15 protein-coding genes are annotated in these 19,368 nt (G+C 74.3%); 7 read left to right on the forward strand and 8 right to left on the reverse strand.

What is annotated here, in order from left to right; all coding sequences use genetic code 11:
* Positions 1–120 precede the first annotated feature (120 nt).
* Positions 121–735, forward strand: a complete 615-nt coding sequence (locus tag AC6JBM_RS37370; protein WP_497978612.1) for a hypothetical protein — start codon at positions 121–123, stop codon at positions 733–735.
* Between the two features lie 21 nt (positions 736–756).
* Here AC6JBM_RS37370 and prmC read toward each other — a convergent pair whose 3' ends face one another.
* On the reverse strand, positions 757–1,638 hold the full coding sequence (prmC, locus tag AC6JBM_RS37375; RefSeq protein WP_497978613.1) for a peptide chain release factor N(5)-glutamine methyltransferase: 882 nt from the start codon (positions 1,636–1,638) through the stop codon (positions 757–759).
* 34 nt (positions 1,639–1,672) lie between these two features.
* Here prmC and AC6JBM_RS37380 point away from each other — a divergent pair, with 34 nt between their 5' ends.
* On the forward strand, positions 1,673–3,205 hold the full coding sequence (locus AC6JBM_RS37380) for a GGDEF domain-containing protein (protein WP_497978614.1): 1,533 nt from the start codon (positions 1,673–1,675) through the stop codon (positions 3,203–3,205).
* Between the two features lie 11 nt (positions 3,206–3,216).
* On the opposite strand, the gene AC6JBM_RS37385 is transcribed toward AC6JBM_RS37380, so the two are convergent.
* The 3 genes from AC6JBM_RS37385 to rpmE all read right to left on the reverse strand — a co-directional run bounded on the left by AC6JBM_RS37385 (position 3,217) and on the right by rpmE (position 4,971).
* The gene (locus tag AC6JBM_RS37385) at positions 3,217–3,426 is read right to left on the reverse strand and encodes a hypothetical protein (RefSeq protein WP_497978615.1); all 210 of its coding nucleotides are present in this window, start codon (positions 3,424–3,426) and stop codon (positions 3,217–3,219) included.
* Between the two features lie 121 nt (positions 3,427–3,547).
* On the reverse strand, positions 3,548–4,642 hold the full coding sequence (prfA, locus tag AC6JBM_RS37390) for a peptide chain release factor 1 (protein ID WP_497978616.1): 1,095 nt from the start codon (positions 4,640–4,642) through the stop codon (positions 3,548–3,550).
* 101 nt (positions 4,643–4,743) lie between these two features.
* Positions 4,744–4,971, reverse strand: coding sequence for a 50S ribosomal protein L31 (rpmE, locus tag AC6JBM_RS37395; RefSeq protein ID WP_497978617.1), 228 nt, complete (start codon positions 4,969–4,971; stop codon positions 4,744–4,746).
* Positions 4,972–5,158: 187 nt separating this feature from the next.
* Here rpmE and AC6JBM_RS37400 point away from each other — a divergent pair, with 187 nt between their 5' ends.
* The 4 genes from AC6JBM_RS37400 to AC6JBM_RS37415 all read left to right on the forward strand — a co-directional run bounded on the left by AC6JBM_RS37400 (position 5,159) and on the right by AC6JBM_RS37415 (position 8,856).
* Complete coding sequence (locus AC6JBM_RS37400; protein WP_497978618.1) at positions 5,159–6,232, forward strand: RNA ligase; 1,074 nt, start codon at positions 5,159–5,161, stop codon at positions 6,230–6,232.
* Positions 6,233–7,135, forward strand: a complete 903-nt coding sequence (locus AC6JBM_RS37405) for a phosphatase domain-containing protein (RefSeq protein WP_497978619.1) — start codon at positions 6,233–6,235, stop codon at positions 7,133–7,135.
* Positions 7,136–7,353: 218 nt separating this feature from the next.
* Entirely contained in the window at positions 7,354–7,629 is a 276-nt protein-coding gene (gene fxsA, locus AC6JBM_RS37410; RefSeq protein WP_497978620.1) for an FxSxx-COOH cyclophane-containing RiPP peptide, read from the forward strand.
* Between the two features lie 108 nt (positions 7,630–7,737).
* The gene (locus AC6JBM_RS37415; RefSeq protein ID WP_497978621.1) at positions 7,738–8,856 is read left to right on the forward strand and encodes an aKG-HExxH-type peptide beta-hydroxylase; all 1,119 of its coding nucleotides are present in this window, start codon (positions 7,738–7,740) and stop codon (positions 8,854–8,856) included.
* 565 nt (positions 8,857–9,421) lie between these two features.
* Here the strand turns inward: AC6JBM_RS37415 and fxsT are convergent.
* A complete protein-coding gene (fxsT, locus tag AC6JBM_RS37420) occupies positions 9,422–13,108 on the reverse strand; it encodes an FxSxx-COOH system tetratricopeptide repeat protein (protein ID WP_497978622.1) in 3,687 nt (1,228 codons plus the stop codon).
* Positions 13,105–14,493, reverse strand: coding sequence for a VMAP-C domain-containing protein (locus tag AC6JBM_RS37425; protein WP_497978623.1), 1,389 nt, complete (start codon positions 14,491–14,493; stop codon positions 13,105–13,107). The genes fxsT and AC6JBM_RS37425 overlap by 4 nt, the downstream gene beginning before the upstream one ends.
* Before the next feature lie 223 nt (positions 14,494–14,716).
* Between AC6JBM_RS37425 and AC6JBM_RS37430 the strand changes: the two genes are divergently transcribed.
* Positions 14,717–15,064 carry an STAS domain-containing protein gene (locus tag AC6JBM_RS37430; protein WP_433613928.1) on the forward strand — a complete coding sequence of 116 codons (348 nt, stop codon included), beginning with the start codon at positions 14,717–14,719 and terminating at the stop codon, positions 15,062–15,064.
* A gap of 193 nt (positions 15,065–15,257) precedes the next feature.
* On the opposite strand, the gene rho is transcribed toward AC6JBM_RS37430, so the two are convergent.
* Both rho and thrB read right to left on the reverse strand, forming a co-directional pair.
* Positions 15,258–17,417 carry a transcription termination factor Rho gene (gene rho / locus AC6JBM_RS37435; protein ID WP_497978624.1) on the reverse strand — a complete coding sequence of 720 codons (2,160 nt, stop codon included), beginning with the start codon at positions 17,415–17,417 and terminating at the stop codon, positions 15,258–15,260.
* Between the two features lie 800 nt (positions 17,418–18,217).
* A complete protein-coding gene (gene thrB, locus AC6JBM_RS37440) occupies positions 18,218–19,120 on the reverse strand; it encodes a homoserine kinase (RefSeq protein ID WP_497978625.1) in 903 nt (300 codons plus the stop codon).
* Positions 19,121–19,368 lie beyond the last annotated feature (248 nt).

The raw sequence follows: 19,368 nt of genomic DNA on the forward strand, positions 1-19,368 counted from the left end.
AGAGGAACTGGGAGGGAGGCGGTCTCGGGTGCGCCCTGGGGCTTTATTATTCGCGCGGGCGGCGCGACGACTGTGAAGGTGGAAATCTGAGGGGAATGGCGAGGGTAGAATATGCCGGCAGTGTTGAGGGATTCGCTGCGGGCGCAGACCGACGCGCTGGAGCTGATCTGGGCCGGCTTCGAGGGCACCTCCTCCGAGTGGCTGCGCGCGATCGACCAGTTCTACCTCTTCCAGCGGATGCAGCGGTGGGCCGGCGCGCACGGCTCGGTGGCGGCCACCAACCGCTTCTTCATCAACCCGATGTTCGACCGCCGGTTCGTCCAGCTCGCGCACGCGGTGTCGCCCGACGACAAGCGCGGCGGCCGGCTCACCGGGCAGCTCATCGAGCGGCTCGACCCGAAGCTCGCCGCGGTGCCGCTCGACTCCGGGCTCATCCCGGCCAAGCTGGGGCAGGGCGGCATCGGCACCCGGGCCGCGGCCGCGCGCGTCACCGCCGGCCGGCTCGCCCGCAAGATCCGCCAGCGGGTGCGGGGCGGCAGCAAGGCCCAGCTCGGGGCCGGCGAGTGGGCGGCGCTCGTGGTGGAGCACTGGCGCGCGGACCCCGGCGCGGTGGCCCCGCTGCGGGGCAACGGCATCGTCCGGGAGTCCTGGCTCGACGAGACGCTCTCCGGCACCGCCGCGGTCCCGGCCGCCACGGTGGCCTTCCTGACGAACCTGATCGTGGCGGCGCGTTAGGCCCTGTCCTGGCCGCGGCGCTCAGTCGAGGTGCCGGTCGCCCCGGTTCGCGGTGACGAACCGGGGGCGGCCGGCCAGGTCGCGGTGGTCCTCGACGTCGGTGAACAGGCCGGTGCGGCGCAGCAGCTCCGGCAGCGACTCGCCCTGGGTGTCGTCGTGCTCGATGGCCAGCCGGCCGCCGGGCCGCAGGAGCCGGGCCGCCGTGCGGGCGATCGCCGGCATGAGGGCCAGTCCGTCGTCGCCGGCGAAGACCGCGTCGTGCGGGTCGTGCTCGGCCACCTCGACGTCGACCGGGGTCGCCTCGGGGACGTAGGGCGGGTTGCACAGCAGCAGATCGACGGTACCGGATAAATCGGAAAGAACCGATCCGTCGGACACATCGGCCTCGACGACCCGGACCGCCGGGGCCAGGCGGGCGACGTTCTCCCGCAGCCAGGGCAGCGCCCGCTCGGAGCGCTCGACGCAGTGCACCTCCGCCTCGGGGCGCCGGGCGGCGAAGGCCACGGCGATCGCCCCCGAGCCGGAGCACAGGTCGACGACGCGCCGGGCCGGCTGCTTGAGCGCCCACTCCACCAGCAGCTCGGTCTCGAACCGCGGGATGAACACGCCCGGGCCGACGGCGAGCTCCAGCCCGTAGAAGGGCGCGGTGCCGGTCAGGTGCTGCAGCGGCTCGCGCGCGGCGCGGCGGGCCACCAGCCGCTCCAGCTCCGCGGCCTGCGGGCCGGTGACGGCGGCGGTGAGCAGGCGGGAGCGGGGCACGCCGAGCACGTGGGCGGCCAGCAGCTCGGCGTCGACGCGGGGCGAGGCCACGCCGGCTTGTGCCAGGGTCGCGGTCGCCGCCGTGATCAGCTGTGAAAGCGTGGGCAACTCTCGTTCCGGCGTGTCATCTTCGAGTCGGTGCACCCCATAATCATGAGGCGCGCTGGAGGGGGTTCGGATGGCGGTGGGCGACCGCACGGCTGAGCTGACGCGCGCGCGGCGGCTCATCTTCGACGATCGCCTCGGCGAGGCGCTCACGGTCGTGGAGCGGGTGCTCGAGGGCGACCAGGCCCCGGCCGAGCGCGTCGAGGCGCTCAAGCTGCGGCTCATCACGCTGATCAACCTGGGGCGGTCGGAGGAGTACGCCGCGGCGCTGGACGCCGGGCTGGCCGCCGCCCGGCATCTGCAGGACCCGGGGCAGTACGGCGAGCTGCAGGCCCTGGCCGCGATCGTGGCCCTGAGCGCCGGCTCGCTCGACCACTGCGTGCGCGCCCTCGTGCACGGCTCCCGGGCGCTCGGCGCGGTCGAGCTGATGGACGAGACCACGGCGTGGGGCTGGCACAACCTCGCGATGGCGTATTCGTACACCGGCTTCCACGGCCACGCGCTCTCCGCCATGGACCGGGCCCGCGCGGTCGCGGTCGAGGTCGGCGTGCCGACGGCGAGCACCGACTTCGCCGCGCCGCAGATCCGCCTGCGCCTCGCCGTGGACCTCGACCATCGCGGCGACAGCGAGGGCTGCCTGCGCATCCTGCGCGACATCGCCTCGGACCTCGAGCGCCGCGTCCGCGACGACGAGGTGGACCGGCTGCGTCCGGTGGCCCGGGGCGCGATGGGCTATGCGGTCGTACGGCTGTGCACCCTCGGCGCCTCCGCCCCCGCTCTCGACCCGTGGCCGCTGCTGGAGTCGGCCGGCCTGTCCACGCGCGCGCAGGACTTCCGCACGCTCGGCGCCGTGTGCCAGGCGATCGCCGAGCGCCGCCCGATCGAGGCGGTGGCCCGGCTGGAGACGGCCCGGGTCAGCGACGACTCGCTCGGCCCGGCCGAGCTGCTGCGCCTGCGCGCCCTGGCGCACCTCGGGGCGGGCGACTACCGCTCGGCCTACCACGCGGACCGCATCGCCTACCGGGCCGCCAACACCCAGCTCGACCTGCTGCGCGACCTGTTCGTCGACGGGGTCGCGGCGCTGCTGGACCACGAGGACCTGGTCCGCAAGGTCGACTTCCACCGGGGCGAGGCGCAGACCGACCCGCTGACCGGCTTGCCGAACCGCCGCTACCTGGAGGAGCACATCACCAAGCTCGTGGGGGCGGGCGGCCATGCGGCCCTCGGCGTCTGCGACCTGGACGGGTTCAAGCAGGTGAACACGGTGCACGGCCACCTGTCGGGCGACCTGGTGCTGCAGCGGGTGGCCGGGGTGCTCAACCGCGTCATGCGCAAGGGCGACTTCGTGGCCCGCTACGGCGGCGACGAGTTCGTGGTGGTGCTGCCGACCACCTCGCCGGGCGAGGCGCGGGAGATCTCACGGCGGATCGAGAGCGCGATCGCCGGCGAGGACTGGCAGTCGCTGGTCCCGGGCACGCCGGTGGGCGTCACGATCGGCTGGGCCGGGCTCTCCGGCGAGGACTTCCAGAGCGTGTCGGAGGCCTTCGAGGCGGCCGACCACGCGATGCTGCGCGCCAAGACGCCGCGCCCCCGCGCGGCGTCCTAGGCGATCGCAGTTCAGCGGGCGAGCACGATGCGGGCGTTCTCTTCCCGGATGCGGGCGCGCTCCTGGTCGGCGCACACGGCCGCCCACGCGTTCGCCTTCGCCGTCGGGACCTTGTCGGCGCCCAGCACCGAGCGTCCGACCCGGAAGATGAGGTCGGCGGCGGTGCTCACCACGGCCCGCGGAGCCGCGGAGATGTCGACTGGCGTCGATGGCGACGGCATAGCAGCCCTCCGGATGTGTCGGCGATCACGCTGGGTGCGGCCCGGTTTCGCGTGGAACGCTACCCGACACTAGGGTGCCCCTGCACCGTTTCCGCAATGTGACGTCGGCGTTAGACCCCCGTCACCCTCGGCTGAGCTGGTCCTCTCCCGCGAGCCGGGCCTTGCGGTCGGCCTCGGCCAGGGCGTCCAGCACGCTGTCGAGGTCCCCGCCGAGTGCCAGGTCGAGGTTGTACGCGGTGTAACCGATCCGGTGGTCGGAAATCCGATTCTGCGGGAAGTTGTACGTCCGGATGCGCTCCGACCGGTCGACCGTGCGGACCTGGGAGCGCCGCGCGTCCCCGGCCGCGGCCGCCGCCTGCTCCTCGGCCAGGGCCACCAGCTTGGCGTGCAGCATCCGCATCGCGCGGTCCTTGTTCTGCAGCTGGGAGCGCTCGTTCTGGCAGGAGACCACGATCCCGGTCGGCAGGTGGGTGATCCGCACCGCCGAGTCGGTCGTGTTGACGCTCTGGCCACCCGGCCCGGACGAGCGGAACACGTCGATGCGCAGGTCGTTCTGGTCGATCTCGACCTCGCCGGTCTCCTCCGCCTCGGGGGTGACCAGCACGCCGGCCGCGGAGGTGTGGATGCGGCCCTGCGACTCGGTGGCCGGCACGCGCTGGACGCGGTGCACGCCGCCCTCCCACTTGAGCCGCGACCAGACGCCGTTGCCGCCGTCGGGGATGCCGCGGGTCTTGATCGCGATGGCGACGTCCTTGAAGCCGCCGAGGTCGGACTCCTGGGAGTCGAGCACCTCGGTGACCCAGCCGTGCCGCTCGGCGTAGCGCTGGTACATCCGCAGCAGGTCACCCGCGAACAGCGCCGACTCCTCGCCGCCCTCGCCGGCCTTGACCTCGAGGATCACGTCCTTGGCGTCGTTGGGGTCGCGCGGGGCGAGCAGCTCGGCGAGGCGCTCCTCGATGAGCGGGATGCGCTCTTGCAGCTCGTCGGCCTCGGCCGCGAACGCCGCGTCCTCGCTCGCGAGCTCGCGCGCGGCCGTGAGGTCCTCCCGTGCCTGTTCGAGCTCGCCGGCGGTCTTCGCGATCGGCGACAGCTCCGCGAACCGGCGGCCGGTCTTGCGGGCCAGCGCCTGGTCGGCGTGGATGCTCGGGTCGGCGAGCTTCTGCTCGATCTCCTGGTACTCCGCCAACAGCGTGGCGAGCCGGGTGTCGGCGGTCATGTCCTCTCCAGTCCTCTCCAGCGTGGTCGGGTTCCCTCAACACGAAGACGGCGCCCGTCCACAACCCTTTGCGGGGTCGTGGACGGGCGCCGGAAGCGCAGCTACTTGCCGGCCTTCTGGGCCTGGACCTTCGCGTACTTCTGCTGGAACTTCGCGACCCGCCCAGCGGTGTCGAGCACGCGCTGCTTGCCCGTGTAGAACGGGTGGCAGACCGAGCACGTCTCCACGTGGATCTGCCCGCCCTTGGCGGTGCTGCGGGTGGTGAAGGAGTTGCCGCAGGAGCAGGTGACCTCGGTGGTCACGTACTCCGGGTGAATGTCCGGCTTCATGGCCGTGGTCCTTTCGATCAGTCGGTCGCCGGGTCGCCACATGGACGTGAACCGGAACCTGAGTTGGCCGTCGGTCAAGTCTGCCATGTCGTCCGCACAGCTCTTTGACCGCCCCGCACAACGCGCCGCACCCTGGCCGTATTCCCGTCGCGAGCGGTGGCGCGCCACGCCTACGCTGTACCGCGCTATGGGCCTCCACATCGATGAACTCTGCGACCCGAAGCTGCTGGCCGACATGGTCGGCGGCGGGTACATCCGCACCCAGACCCACCCCTCACTGCCGCTGCTGATCCACAACTACACGGAGAAGACGCAGTACGAGAACGTGTGGAACGCGGCCACCCTCGCGTGCCGCGGCCTCGTCGTGGCTCGCGACGGGCAGGTGCTGGCGCGGCCGTTCGCGAAGTTCTTCAACCACGGCCAGCCGGGCGCCCCGGAGCTCGACCTCGAGGGCCCCGTCGCGGTGACGGACAAGGCCGACGGCTCGCTGGGCGTGCTCTTCCCGACGCCGGACGGCTGGGCCCTGGCGACCCGCGGCTCGTTCGACTCCGAGCAGGCGCGGCACGCGACGGCGGTGTTCCGGTCACGGTACGCCGGCCGCTTCGAGCCGCCCGCGGGCCTGACGGTGCTGTTCGAGATCATCTACCCCGCCAACCGGATCGTGCTGGACTACGACGGCCTCGACGACCTGGTGCTGCTCGGCGCCGTGGACATCGCGACCGGCCGCAGCCACGGCCCGGACGCGGTGCCGGGGTGGCCCGGGCCGGTGGTGGAGTCGTTCTCGTACCGCACCCTGGCCGAGGCCCTCGCCGCCCCGCCCCGCGACAACCGGGAGGGGCTCGTGGTGCACTTCACAGGCCCCGACACCCGGGTGAAGATCAAGTACACCGAGTACGTGCGGCTGCACCGGATCGTCACCGGACTCAACCCGCGGGTCGTGTGGGAGGCGATGCTCGCCGACCGGCTCGACGAGCTGCTCGAGCCGCTGCCGGACGAGTTCCACGCGTGGGCGAGCGACGTCGCGGCCGGGCTCACGGCCTCGGTGGCGGAGCTGACCAAGGCCGTCGAGCAGGAGTACGCGCAGGTCGTCGCGGGCCTGCCCGAGGGCTGGACGCGCAAGGACTTCGCGTTCGCCGTGGCGCGCAGCCCCCGGCGCGGGTGCCTGTTCCTGCGCCTGGACGACAAGGACTACGGGGCTCTGCTGTGGCAGCAGGTACGCCCGGCAGTCAGCGCCACCGAGAACGACGGGAAGGCCGAGTAGATGGCGACGCTCACGATCACCCGCGGCCTGCCCGCGTCGGGCAAGACCACCTGGGCCAAGCAGCAGGAACACCTCGTGCGGGTCAACCGCGACGACCTGCGCCGCATGATGCACGGCGGCCGCGTGCCCGACGACGAGCGGCGCGGCCGGGCCGAGCGCCAGGTCACGGAGGCGCACCACGCCGCCGTCGAGGCGCTGCTGCGCGGGGGCGCCGACGTGGTCTGCGACGACACGAACCTGCGCGGCCGCGTGGTGCGCGAGTTCGCCGAGCTGGCCGCGAAGTGCAAGGCGCACTTCACCGTCCGCGACTTCACCGACGTGCCCGTGGAGGAGTGCGTCCGCCGCGACGCCCTGCGCACGGGCGAGGGGCACGTCGGGGAGGCCGTGATCCGATCGATGCATCAGCGGTACCTCGCCGGCCGGTCGCTGCCGCTGCCCCTGCCGGTGCTCGACGAGACCGTCGGCGTCGCCTACGAGCCGCCGCCGGACGCGCCGCGCGCGGTGCTCGTGGACATCGACGGCACCGTGGCGCTGTTCAACGGCCGCAGCCCGTACGACATGTCCCGCGTCGGCGAGGACCTCCCCAACGAGCCCGTGATCGCCGCGGTCCGGGCCATGCACGCCGCCGGGCACGAGATCGTGTTCTGCTCGGGCCGCAGCGACGACTGCCGCGCCGACACCGAGGCTTGGCTCGCCGAGCACGTGGGCGTGCCCTACCGCGGGCTGTTCATGCGCCGGTTCGGCGACCAGCGCCGCGACTCGATCGTGAAGGCGGAGATCTTCGAGCAGGAGATTCGCAGCCGGTACCACGTGATCGGCGTGTTCGACGACCGCCAGCAGGTCGTGCGGATGTGGCGCGCCCTGGGCCTGACGGTCTTCCAGGTGGCCGAGGGCGACTTCTGATCCGGACGGGCCCCAGGGCCCCCGCGTTGCCTCCGCCGGGCGAATTCCGGTGGTCGCCTGCGAAACCTTTCCAGGCACCAACTATTTTTTGCACGTGCCGTCCGCGGCGACGCACGTCGATTGCCGCGTACGGCCCGTTCATGCAGAATTCCCGGGCCGCGACGCCAACCGCGGGCGGGCGGAAGGGCGTCGTGGATGATAGACATAGGTGACGCCCAGTGAAGGCAGGCCTTGTGCGGGATGGTACTAAAACGGACACTCCGGACCGGCTGCACGCGACATTGACCGACCTTTCGGGCAATCCGGACAGCGGGTTCGAGCCCGGCTTACCCGATCTGGATGCGCTGCGTGACGGACCGGTCCTGAATGCGTTTCGTGATCCGGCCCGCCTGGCCGCCTTGGGCAACGGTGTCCTGGCTCACACGATCCGCCGCGTGCTGGGCGAGGTCGACGAGCCCCACGAAACCGTCGCCGGCTTCAATTCGAGCATCTGACCGGGCCGAGCCCTGAACACCCCCACCCCCTCGCCACGAGCGCGCGCCCTGGTCATCGGCCCCGAGGACCTGGACGAACTCGCCACCGGCCGCGGCGGCGAGCGGGTCTTGGACACCCTGCGCGCGGGCCAGATCACCAAGCACGTCCTGCTGGTCCGCGAGGTCGCCCACGCCGCGCGCGACCGGGCGCCCGAGGCCGCGCGCGTCCTGGCCGCCGCCGACGCCCAGAATCCCGCGGCCACCAGGGCGGTCCTCGGCCACCCCCAGGTCGGTGCGTGGGCCATCCACTGCCTGACCGGCCCCGCGACCCCCGCGGACCTCGACCACCTGCACGGCGTCGCGGCGGCGGCGGCGCTGGCCGCGGGCCTGGACGCCACCTGGACCGCCCCCGCCCCGAGCGGCCGCCTGTCGATCCCGGCGCGGGGCACGGCCCTGGTCGACGGCCCGGCCACGGTGACCGTCTCGCCGTCCGGCCTGTCGGTCGCCGGGGCGTCGGCCTGGTTGCCGCTGCTGCGCCTGGAGGCGGGCCCCCTGCGGCTGTACCTCGACGACCTGGACCCCTACCGCGGCGTCTACAACCTGCCGCTCACCGACCGCCTCCCGCCCGACGAGGCCGAGCGGTGGCGAGCGGACACGGCCGCGGCGGGCGAACTCCTGGCCGCCCACCACCCCTGGCACGTCCGGTCCATGTCCCGCTGCCTGACCTCGGTGGTCCCGCTGTCCGCGGCGGGCCGCAGCGCCACGTCCCGCGACGCGTTCGGCGCCGCGGCCCTGGCCCGCCCGCCGGACCCGCGCCGCCTGGCGGCGGGCCTGGTGCACGAGCAGCAGCACGGCAAGCTCAACGCCCTGCTGCTCTTCCACGACATGCTGCGCCCGGACCCGCCGGCCCGCCGCTACTACGCCCCGTGGCGCACCGACCCACGCCCGCCGGGCGCCCTGCTGCACGGTTGCTACGCCCATCTCGCAATCGCGGACTTCTGGCGCACCGAGTACTCCCGCACCGCCGACGACACCGCCGCCTTCGAGTTCACCCGGTGGCGGGTGGCCGTGGCCGAGACCCTGGAGACCCTGCACACGTCGGACGCGCTGGGGCCGGCCGGCCGCCGCTTGGTCGACGGCATGCGGGCACGGCTCGACTCCTGGCTGCCGGACCGCGTCTCCTCGATCCCGCGGCAGCGGGCCCTGGCCGCTCTGGCCGCCCATCGGGCCGAGCACGCCGTCGCCTGACCGCACCGGACCTCCGCCCACGCCAGCCACCGGGCCGCCTCACCGCGCCACGTCCGCGCCAGCCACCAGCCCACCACCGTTGGTCCCGCGCCGCCGCGATCCGACCGCCCTCGCCGCCCCATCAGCCCAGGCACGCCACCACCCGACCCGCACCGGACCTCCGCCCACCCACCGCACCACGCCCGCGCCAGGCGCCGGTCCGCCTCACCGCGCCACGCCCGCGGCGACTACCGGACCGCCCACAGCCGCAGCCCGGAGGCCACCGCCAACCCTCCGCGCCACCCGCCGACGCCGCACCCGCCGCACTCCCAGCCGCAGCCGCCCGGCCCCACCGCACCGAGACCGCCGTCGCCCACCACCGCGCCGCGCGCGAACGGCCCCCGATCCGTCTGGCCGGGTCGCCAAGTCGCGGCCCTCACCAACCTCATCGGATCGAACGACCCGATCGGTTCACGAGCCGAACGCCAGACCAGAAAATGCCCGCGAAACGGATTTATCGCCCCACAGGCGAAAAGTCCGAAATATTCGGCGAGGAACGAGCCGGATATTTCGCGACCGACCGAACTCAGGTCGCCGGCAGCTCGATATCGAACTCGAGCCGCCGCCCGGCAAAGGCCGTCTGCGTGGCCGGATGCGTATCACCAAGCCGCCGCCGCAACGCCTCAGCCGCCGCCGCCACAGTCCCCCGATCCTCCCCGGCAGGATGCGCCGCGCGCAGATCGAGCGCGTGGTTGAAGCCCGCGACGAGCAACGCCGGATGCTGGGCCCCGAAGGCGGACTGCGCCACGCGGACCGTGTCCTTCGAGGCGATCACGGCCCCGGCCGTCTGCCCGGACTGGGCGAGGTCGGAGGCGTAGCCGATGGCGCAGGCGACCGAGAACGGATGCTCGGCCCCGACGGAGTGAGCGAGGCCCACGAGCGCGTGCCGGTCCAGCTCCGCCGCCGCAGAGGGGTCGCCCTCGGCGCGCAGGGCGGCGGCGAGCGCCGCCTGGGCCGCGTGGGTGAACGGGTGCTTCTCGCCGAGGATCGCGGCGAAGCCGTCGGCCGCCTGCTGCGCCGCCGTGCGCGCGGCCGCGAACTCGCCGCTCGCGCGGACGCAGTTGGCGTAGGTGAGGACGGCCGAGAGGGAGTCGGCGCTGTGGTCGCCGTACTTCTCGAGCCACAGCGCCATCGTCGCCTCGGCCTCCTTGCGCGCCCGGGGATAGACGCCGGCGCGGCGCAGGGCCATCGCGAGGTACCGCATCCCGGTGAGCACGCCCGGGTGGTCCTCCCCGAACGCCTCGGCGTGCACCGGGAGGGCCTCGGTGAGGATCTCGATCGCGACCTCGTGCTCGCCGAGGCCGAAGCGGTTGTGCGCCAGGCTGACGAGCGACCACAGCGTCTCCGGGTGCGGGTGGGGCAGCACGCGGCGGCGGTGCATGAGGGTCTGCTCGTCGATGATGCGCGCCTGGCGGAAGTCGCCCAGCAGGCGCATGTCCACCGCGAGGTTGTTGGCGCAGCGCAGGGTGCGCGGGTAGGCCTCGCCGAAGAGCCGGCGGTAGCGGTCGAGGTTGTCCAGGTCGACGTTGCGCGCCGCCACGAACTCGCCGCGCAGGCGCAGGTCCGCCCCGACGCTGTTGGCGGTCATCAGCGTGCTCTCGTCGTCGTCGCCGAAGACATTGCGCAGGGTGGCCAGGGTCTGCTGGTTGAGCTTGGCCGCCTCGGCCGCGTCGCCGCCCGCGCGCATGGCGTTGGCGAGGTGGTAGGCGGCCGCGAGAGTGTCCTCGTGCTCGTCGGTCAGGGCGAGACGCCAGCGGTCGTACGCGTGCTGGGCCACGGTACGGCTGCTGTCATGGTCGCCGCGCACGAACAGGAAGCGCACGTAGTGCAGCATGAGCTGGCGAGACTCGTCGGTCGCCCCGGCCAGCAGGTCCGAGTAGAGCAGGTGCGCGCTGAGCTCCTCGTAGCGCGGCCAGCTCGACGGATCGTCCGGGATCGCCGGGTCGGCCGCGGTGAGCACGTCGTGCGCGGCCTGCTGGTAGATCGGGTACTCCTTGACCCCCAGCCGCTCCAGCAGCAGCAGCTGCCCGAGCCGGTGCACCTGCACCGACTGCAGCGCCGGGTCGACCTGCGCCAGCCCGAACTGGGCGAGCTCCCGCAGCGCCGTGCGCAGGGCCTTCTCCACGCGCACGAGGGCGCCCAGCGGGGCGGGCAGCCCGGCGCCGCGGCTCTCCCACAGCACGTTCCACGACACCGGCTCGCCGGCCAGGAACGCGCACACGTCCAGCAGCCGGGCGGCGCCGGGGTTGCGCTCGGCGAGCTCGGCGTAGGCGAGGTTCCACGTGACCACGATCGGGCTGGGGTACTCCGGCCGCTCCGTCGTGCCCCCCATGTCGCGGCGCAGCACGTCGTACCGGTCGAGGTACTCCGTCGCCGCCCAGCCGGTCGCGTGCTGGGTCGCCGCGGCCTGCTCCATCGCCATGGGCACGTCGCCGAGGCGCGCGGCGAGCGTGTGCGCCTGCGAGCCGCTGATCGCCGGCGTGCGGCGCCGCAGCAGCAGCACGCTCTCCGCCCGCGTGAACGCGCCGACCTCGATCGCATGGCCCATCTCGGCCCAGCGCGGGTTGCGGGACGTCACGAGCACGTGGCCGGTGCCGCGGGGCAGATAGGGCTCGATGTCCTCCGGACGGCTCGCGTTGTCGAAGATCAAGAGCCAGCGATGGTACTGCGACCCGCGCTCGAGCGTCTCGCGCAGCAGTTGCAGCGTCCGGTTGAGGTCGCCGCTCTCCCGGATCTTCAGGGCCCGCGCGAGCCCGGCCAGGGCCACCCGCATGGGCGCGACCTGCTCGGCCGGCACCCACCAGACGAGGTCGTACTCCCCCGCGTACCGATGCGTGTACTCCAGCGCCAGCTGGGTCTTGCCCGTGCCGCCGAGGGAGTGCCGGGCGTCGGGCAGCAGCGCGACGAGGCCGGTGTCGAGCTTGCGCCCGATCTCGTCGAGCACCGCGTCGCGGCCGACGAAGCCGGAGTTGCGCGGCGGCACCGCGTTGCGCACCTGCTGCGGTGTCTTCACGTGCACGTCCCGCTCCCCCGCCGCCGTCGCCGCACCCGTCGCACCGTCCCACCGCTCGGCCGCCGCATCGGCGAACTGCGCCACCACATCGATCTCGGTCACCCTGCCGTCACCGTCGGCGTCGCCACCTCCGGCCAGAAGGCCAGAACTCGCCGCCGCCGTGTCCGCCGCGGCCGCCTCGGCCGCGGCCGGGCGCCGCAGCCGCTCGGCCAGCTCCGCGTGGGCGCCGCCGAGCGCGCGCAGCACCGGGGCGGCCGCCTCGGTGAACGCCGGGCCCAGGGCCGCCAGGGGCCGGGGGTCGCCGGCGACGACGGCCGCGTCCAGGTCGGCCGGGCCGAGGTGATCGGCCACGAGCCGTACCACCGCCAACGCCTCGGCGCCCTCCAGCGCCGGCAGCAGGGCCTCCCGCACGCCGGGCCGGAAGTCGTAGCCGTCCCGGGCCACGAGCAGGCCGCTCAGGAACACCTCGGCCAGGTGCTCCGGCCGCGCCCGCCCCAGCCGCTCCTGCCGCACCAGGCGCATGACGGGCACGGTGAGCGGGGCGGCGGCGAGGAGGGCGGCGAGGCGGTACGCGGTCGGCGAGGCCGCGGCGCGGAAGGCCTGGACCCGCCGCTCGGGGCCGCGCGCCGGCTCGACGTCGGCGGTCTGCGCACCGAGCCGCCCGGTGAACAGCGCGACGCCCGGTACCGTCTCCGGCGCCCCGGCGACGAGCGCGGCCCAGGGCCCGAGCCAGCGCGGGGCGAGCTCCAGGACCGGGATCGCGATGCCGGCGTGGCCCGGCTCGAACCGGCGGTCGGACACCTCGACCCGCAGGCCGGCGTTGGCGGCGGCCGGGCCGGGCGCGCTCAGCCGGACGCCATGCAGCGCGGCGCGGGCGCGGGGCCACATGCGGGCGGGCAGGAGTTGCAGGATCGCGGTCGGGCCGGCCCGGCCGAGGCGCTCCAGCAGCGGGGCCAGCGCGCCGTCCCAGGCCGGGCCGACGCCGTCGGTGACGACGAGCGTGACGCGCCGGGCGGGCGGCAGCTCCAGGCCGGGCTCGAGCGTCCACTCGGCGACGGGCGGGCCGCCGAGGCCGTCCAGCGCGGCGCGCAGCTCGGCCAGGACCGGCTCCCACAGCGTCAGGGACGCTCCCGTGTCGACCAGCAGCGCGAGCTCGTCGAGGCCGAGCGCGGCCAGCGGGCGCAGCGCGTCGAGGTTCATCGCCGCTCCCCCGCCTCGCCGGGCGGGCGCCAGCGCAGCGCGGGCTCCTCGGGGCGGCGGCCGGACTCGTCCCACAGCAGCGCGAGATGGGTGCCCGGACGGGATTCGGCGCCGGGGGCGCGGGCGGCCTCGCGGCGCAGGCGCAGTACCAGACCAGGAATCTCGGCGACGCTGGACACCTCGAGGATCTCGTCCAGTCGCCCGGCCGCCCGCGGGTCGTAGCCCGGCCGGCACCAGACCGCGACCGGCAGGCCCATCGTCAGCGCCACGCCGAGCTCGTCGGCGGCCAGGCCGGGCTCCTCGCCCGGCGGGAACTCCTGCATGAAGCAGATCCGCGGCTCCTCGGCGAGCTGCGCGCCCAGCGCCGCGAGGGCGGGCTCGGGCCGGTCGAGGAAGAAGACGGCCTTCGGGTCGCTGAGGTGGCCGTGCGCGCGCAGCCGCTTGGACTTGCGGCTCCAGTTCGCCCGCAGCGCCGGGTCGGCGGCCCGCTCCCACGAGCGCAGCACGACCGAGAACCGCGCGCCGAGCGGCAGCGGCTCGGCGCCGAACGCGGGCCCGACGGGCCACTGGTCGACCGGGAGGTTGCCGAGCGCCTTGGGCAGGATGCACTCGACGGCCAGCTCGTTGGCGTCGGAGGCGTGCGCGGCCAGGACGGTCGCGAGCCGGCGGTCGACCTCGGCCGGCAGGTCCGCCTCGGCGATGACGGTCTCGGCGGCGGCGAGCGCGATGCCCGGCGCACCGTCCTCGCCCTGGACCCAGGCCCAGACCAGGAAGCCCTCGTCGAGCCGGTCGCGCTCGATGCGCAGCACGAGGATGGTGCGGGAGCCGCGACCGGCGCCCGGGGTGAGCGCGGCCAGCCAGTCGGCCGGGGCGCCGGTGCGCGCGAGGTGCTCCTCCAGCCAGGCCCGCAGCTCGGCGCGCAGGCCCGCTCCGGCCTCGGCGGCGAGCGCCGCGACGAACGCGAGCAGCGGCGGCGGCTGTTCGGGCGGGCGCAGCAGGCCCTCGAGGTGCGGCAGGAGATCGGAGGCCGTCTCGCCGACGGGCCGATCGGGTCCGGCCGGGCCGACGGCCGCGCGATACGGGCCGGCGACGGGCAGGTGGGCGGCCTGGGCGGTCAGCGCCAGCAGGCGCCGTCGTTCCGCGGGCAGCAGCAGCGGTACCGGTACGGCGCGCAGCTGTTTCCGGAATTCCTCGTCGAGCCGATCGCCCAGCGCGTGCAGGGCACCCGGGATGCGGGCGCACCGGTCCAGGAACGTCTCGGGGTCGTCGGATCCGCCGATGGGCAGGCCCAGCTCGGTCTCCAGGGCGGTGCGCAGCGACGGCAGATCCCGGCCCCGCAGGCCTTCGGCCATCGCCGTGAGGACGGACCCGCCCAGGATGCTCAAGGCCGCGCCTACCCTTCGTCCGCGGCGCCGAGGCCGGCCCGCACGCCAGGGGGCCCGCCCACTCCGATCTGCGTCACCGTACGCCAGAGAAGCGTCACTGAAAACCCGCGTATGCGTTGGGGTTTGTACGCCTGTCTATGAGCCTGACGGTCTATGCGTGCGAAAGGGTCGGATTGTGGAGCCCCCGATGGCCGGCCCGGGCCGGACGCCCGATACTGCTCCTGTGGCGGAAATCCCCATCCGCGCCCGGCGCGAGCCCGACGGCGGCACGGTGCTCGCCGTGCGCGGCGAGGTCGACGTGGCCACCGCGCCCGCGCTGCGCGAGGCGATCGTGCGCGCGGTCGACGGCCGCCCGGCGCGTGTGGTGATCGACCTGGCCGCGGTGTCCTTCATGGACTCCAGCGCGCTCGGGGTGCTGATCAGCGGGTACAAGTACGCGCAGGGCGCCGGCGTGGCGGTGGTGCTCGCGAGCCCGGGTCCCGGGGTGTACCGGCTGCTGCGCACGAGCGGCATGGTGGAGATCTTCGAGGTCGTCGACCCGCCCGACCCGTCCACCGAGATCCGCGGCTGACTCGCCCGCCGCCTCTTGCCGCCGCCTCGGTTGCTGACTCGGCCGCTCGCCGCCTCTTGCCGCCGCCACTGTTGCTGACTCGGCCGCCCGCCTCGGCCGCCGCCTCCACCGCGGGCGCCGCCGTCCACCGATTCGTGGCTGAACGTGCTGATGCCCCCGGAGCGGCTCGCTCCGGGGGCATCCGCGTTGCCGCCTACTCGCCCGGTGTCGTCTGGGCGATCTGCATGAGGAACTCGACGTTGGTCCGGGTCTTCTTGAGCCGGTCCAGCAGGAGGTTCAGCGCCTCCTGCGAGTCGAGCGCGTGCAGCACCTTGCGCAGCTTGATGACGATCGCGAGCTCGTCCGGCGCGAGGAGGATCTCCTCCTTGCGCGTGCTGGACGGGTCGATGTCGATCGCCGGGAAGATGCGCCGGTCGGCGATCTTCCGGTCGAGCTTGAGCTCGGCGTTGCCTGTGCCCTTGAACTCCTCGAAGATGACCGTGTCACCGGTGGAGCCGGTCTCGACCAGCGCCGTGGCGATGATGGTCAGCGAGCCGCCGTTCTCGATGTTGCGCGCGGCGCCGAGGAAGCGCTTCGGCGGGTAGAGCGCCGTCGAGTCGATACCACCGGACAGGATGCGGCCGGAGGCGGGCGACGCGTTGTTGTAGGCGCGGCCGAGCCGGGTGATCGAGTCGAGCAGCACGACCACGTCGTGGCCCAGCTCCACCAGGCGCTTGGCCCGCTCGACGGACAGCTCCGCGACGGTGGTGTGGTCCGACGGCGGCCGGTCGAAGGTCGAGGCGATGACCTCGCCCTTCACCGAGCGCTGCATGTCGGTGACCTCTTCGGGCCGCTCGTCGACCAGCACGACCATGAGGTGGCACTCGGGGTTGTTGCGGGTGATCGCGTTCGCGATCGCCTGCAGCACCATCGTCTTGCCGGCCTTCGGGGGCGACACGATGAGCGCGCGCTGGCCCTTGCCGATCGGCATCACCAGGTCGATGACGCGCGTGGTCAGGATGTGCGGCTCGGTCTCCAGGCGGAGGCGGTCCTGCGGGTAGAGCGGGGTGAGCTTGTAGAACTCGGGGCGGCGCTTGGCCTCCTCCGGGTCCATGCCGTTGACGGTGTCGAGACGCACGAGCGGGTTGTACTTGTCCCGCCGCTGCTCGCCGTCGCGCGGCTGGCGCACAGCCCCGGTGACCGCGTCGCCCCGGCGCAGGCCGTAGCGCTTGACCTGCGACATGGCGACGTAGACGTCGTTGGAGCCGGACAGGTAACCGGTCGTGCGCACGAACGCGTAGTTGTCGAGCACGTCGAGGATGCCCGCGACCGGCACGAGGACGTCGTCCTCGCTGACCTGCGGCTCGTTGCCGCCGCGCCCGCCGGTGGCGGCCTCGGCGCCGTCGCGGTCGCGGCCCCGGCGGCGGTCGCGGAACCGGCTACGCCGCCCGCGACGGCCGGTGCCGTCGTCGTCACCCTCGTCGTCGGCGAAGCCGCCGCGCTGGTTGCGGTCCCCGCGGTCGCCGCGCTCGGCCCGCTCGCCGCGGTCGGCGCCGTTGCGCTCGGCCCGCTCGGCGCGGTCGCCGCGCTCGGCCCGGTCACCGCGGTCGTTGCGCTCGGCACGCTCGCCGCGCTCGGCCCGGTCACCGCGCTCGGCACGCTCGGTGCGCTCCCCGCGCTCCGCACGCTCGCCGCGCTCGGCACGGTCACCGCGCTCGGCGCGCTCGGCCCGCTCGCCGCGCTCCGCCCGCTCGGTCGTGCCGCGCTCGGCGCGCTCGGTGGCAGCCCGCTCGGCGCGCTCGGTGGTGCCGCGCTCCGCCCGCTCGGTGGTGCCCCGCTCGGCCCGCTCCGCACGCTCGGCGCGGCTGGGGCGCTCGGCCCGCTCGGCAGCCGGGGCCTCGGCGGCGGCCGGCTCGGCCGTGGCGGTCTCCTCGCGCGCGGCCCGCGGCTCCGGCGGACCCGCGGCGCGGGTGGCCCGACGAGGGGAACGGGCCGGCGGCTCGGTGACCTCGGTGGCCGAGGGCCACTCCGCCTCGGGGGCCTCGGTGCGGGCCCCGGCGGCCGTGCTGCGCGACCGGGTGCGAGTGGGGGCCGCGGTGGCGGTGGCCTTCGCCTCGGTGGCCTTCGCTTCGGCGGCGGGGCGCGAGTCGCCCGCCTGACGCTCCTGGATGGCGGTGACGAGCTCGCCTTTACGCATGCGAGCCGTGCCGGAGATGCCCAACGAGGCGGCCAGGCTCTGCAGCTCGGGAAGCAGCATGCCGGCCAACCCCGTGCCAGAGCGCCGCCGACGCGTCGCGCCGGCCTCGGCGCCGTCGGCCTCGACCGCGGCGCGGTCGGTGGAGACATCCGACGTGACGTCGGTGGTGTCGCTCAATGGATTCCTTCCCTCGTTAGGTTCCGGGGCCGGCCCGTATTCGACTGTGGTGGGCGGGCGGCCCGCGGGTGCTCCCCGCCGCCGTCTTGCGCATTGCGGTGTGGAGGTCGTGCGTTGCCCCGTATCCGGGGGTGGTGCGTGTTCCCGCATCGACGGTGTGCCGGGGTCTTGCGTGCTCCCATCTCGACCTTGCGATGCGGAGTTTCCTGCTGCTCCCCCGGATTCGACGTGCGACCGGGAGGGTGTTGCAGCGCTTTTGGCGGTGGGCCTTGACGCCACCATGTGCGTCACCGGCCCAGCCGAGTGCGCGCGACCACAGGAAACGCGGGTTGGCGGCCGGGCGTGCGCAAGGGGTGCCACGGAATTCGGAGCACGCCGCCCCGCATGAGATCGCCGCACTGAGCGGCTGCTTAAGACTAGAGAGTAATCAACTCCGCCAGCCAGCGGCAACAGGGCCCCGCTCGGCGTGTTCCAGCGTACCCCATACCAGCTCACCACCGGGCCGGACGGCCACGACATCGACAACGGCACATCGCGCCTCACCCGCCACCTTCGGCCGGTCGCGGCGGCACACGGCCTCGGCTGAACACGGCCACGGCCGCACGACTGCACACGGGGCCGCGGCGGGCACACGGCCCACGACGGTGCACGTCCCGCGGCTGCACCCGGCCCACGGACCGCGGCTGCATACGGCCCACGGACCGCGGCTGGACATGGCCCACGGCTGCACACGGCCCACAGCGGTGCACGGCCCACGGCTGCACACGGCTCGCGGCGACCGGGTTTTCAGACTCTGCGGATCAGGTCAGTTCGCCACCGAGCCGGGCACCGGTCAGGTCGACGTCGAGCGGGAGGACGCGCCAGCCCTCGACCGGCCGCGGGGTCCACGTGCCCACGCCGAACGCGAGCACGCTCGGGCCCGCGCCCGAGACCACGGCGGGCACGCCCTCGGCGCGCAGGCTCGCGACCAGGTCGGCGGTGCCCGGCATCCCCTCGGCGCGGTAGTCCTGGTGGAGCCGGTCCGCGGTCGCCGCGAAGAGCGCGCCCGGGTCACCGGCGAGGGCGTGCACGAGCAGCGCGGCGCGCCCGGCGTTGAACGCGGCGTCGCCGTGCGGGACGGTCTTGGGCAGCGCGGCGCGCGCGACCTCGGTCAGGCCGCGCTCCTCGGGCACGAAGAGCACGGGGCGGATGTCCGGGGAGGGCTCCCGGCGTACGGCCACCGCACCCCCGTCCCCCGTCCACGCGATCGTGAAGCCGCCGAGCAGGCACGGCGCCACGTTGTCGGGGTGACCCTCGATCTCGTCGGCCAGCACCAGCGCGGCCGCGTCGTCCATGCGCTCGGCGCCGCCCTCGACCAGGGCCCGGGCCAGCACGATCCCGGCGACGATGGCGGCCGAGGAGGAGCCGAGGCCGCGGGCCTGGGGAATGCGGTTGCGGCACCGCAGCGCGAGGCCGGGGGGCTGCTCGCCGAGCACGGCGAAGGCGCGGCGCATCGCGCGCACGACCAGGTGGGTCTCGTCGGCGGGAAGATCGCCCTCACCCTCGCCGCTCACCTCGACCGTGACGCCGGCGAAGGTGACCCGGGCCTCGACCTCGTCGTACAGCGTCAGCGCCAGACCGAGCGCGTCGAATCCGGGGCCGAGGTTGGCGCTCGTCGCGGGAACGCGCACGACGACGGGTCGGGACAGGAAGGCCATGCCCATCATCTCACCATGAGGACGGCGCGCCCATTTCCCGGGATCGCCACCGGTTCCCGGATCCGCGCGAGCAGCCCACCGCCCCGCACGAGCCGTGAACACTCCCACCGCCCCGCGCGACCGGTCAGCACGCCGCCGGCCCGCACCAGGTGCGAGCACCCCGCCGCCCGCACCCAGCAATGAGCGCGTGAGCACGCCACCGCCCCGGCGCGGGTTGGAGCCCAGCGGCCGGGGCGGCGGGGTCGAGCGGCACA

It is taken from the genome of Dactylosporangium thailandense (assembly GCF_059739745.1).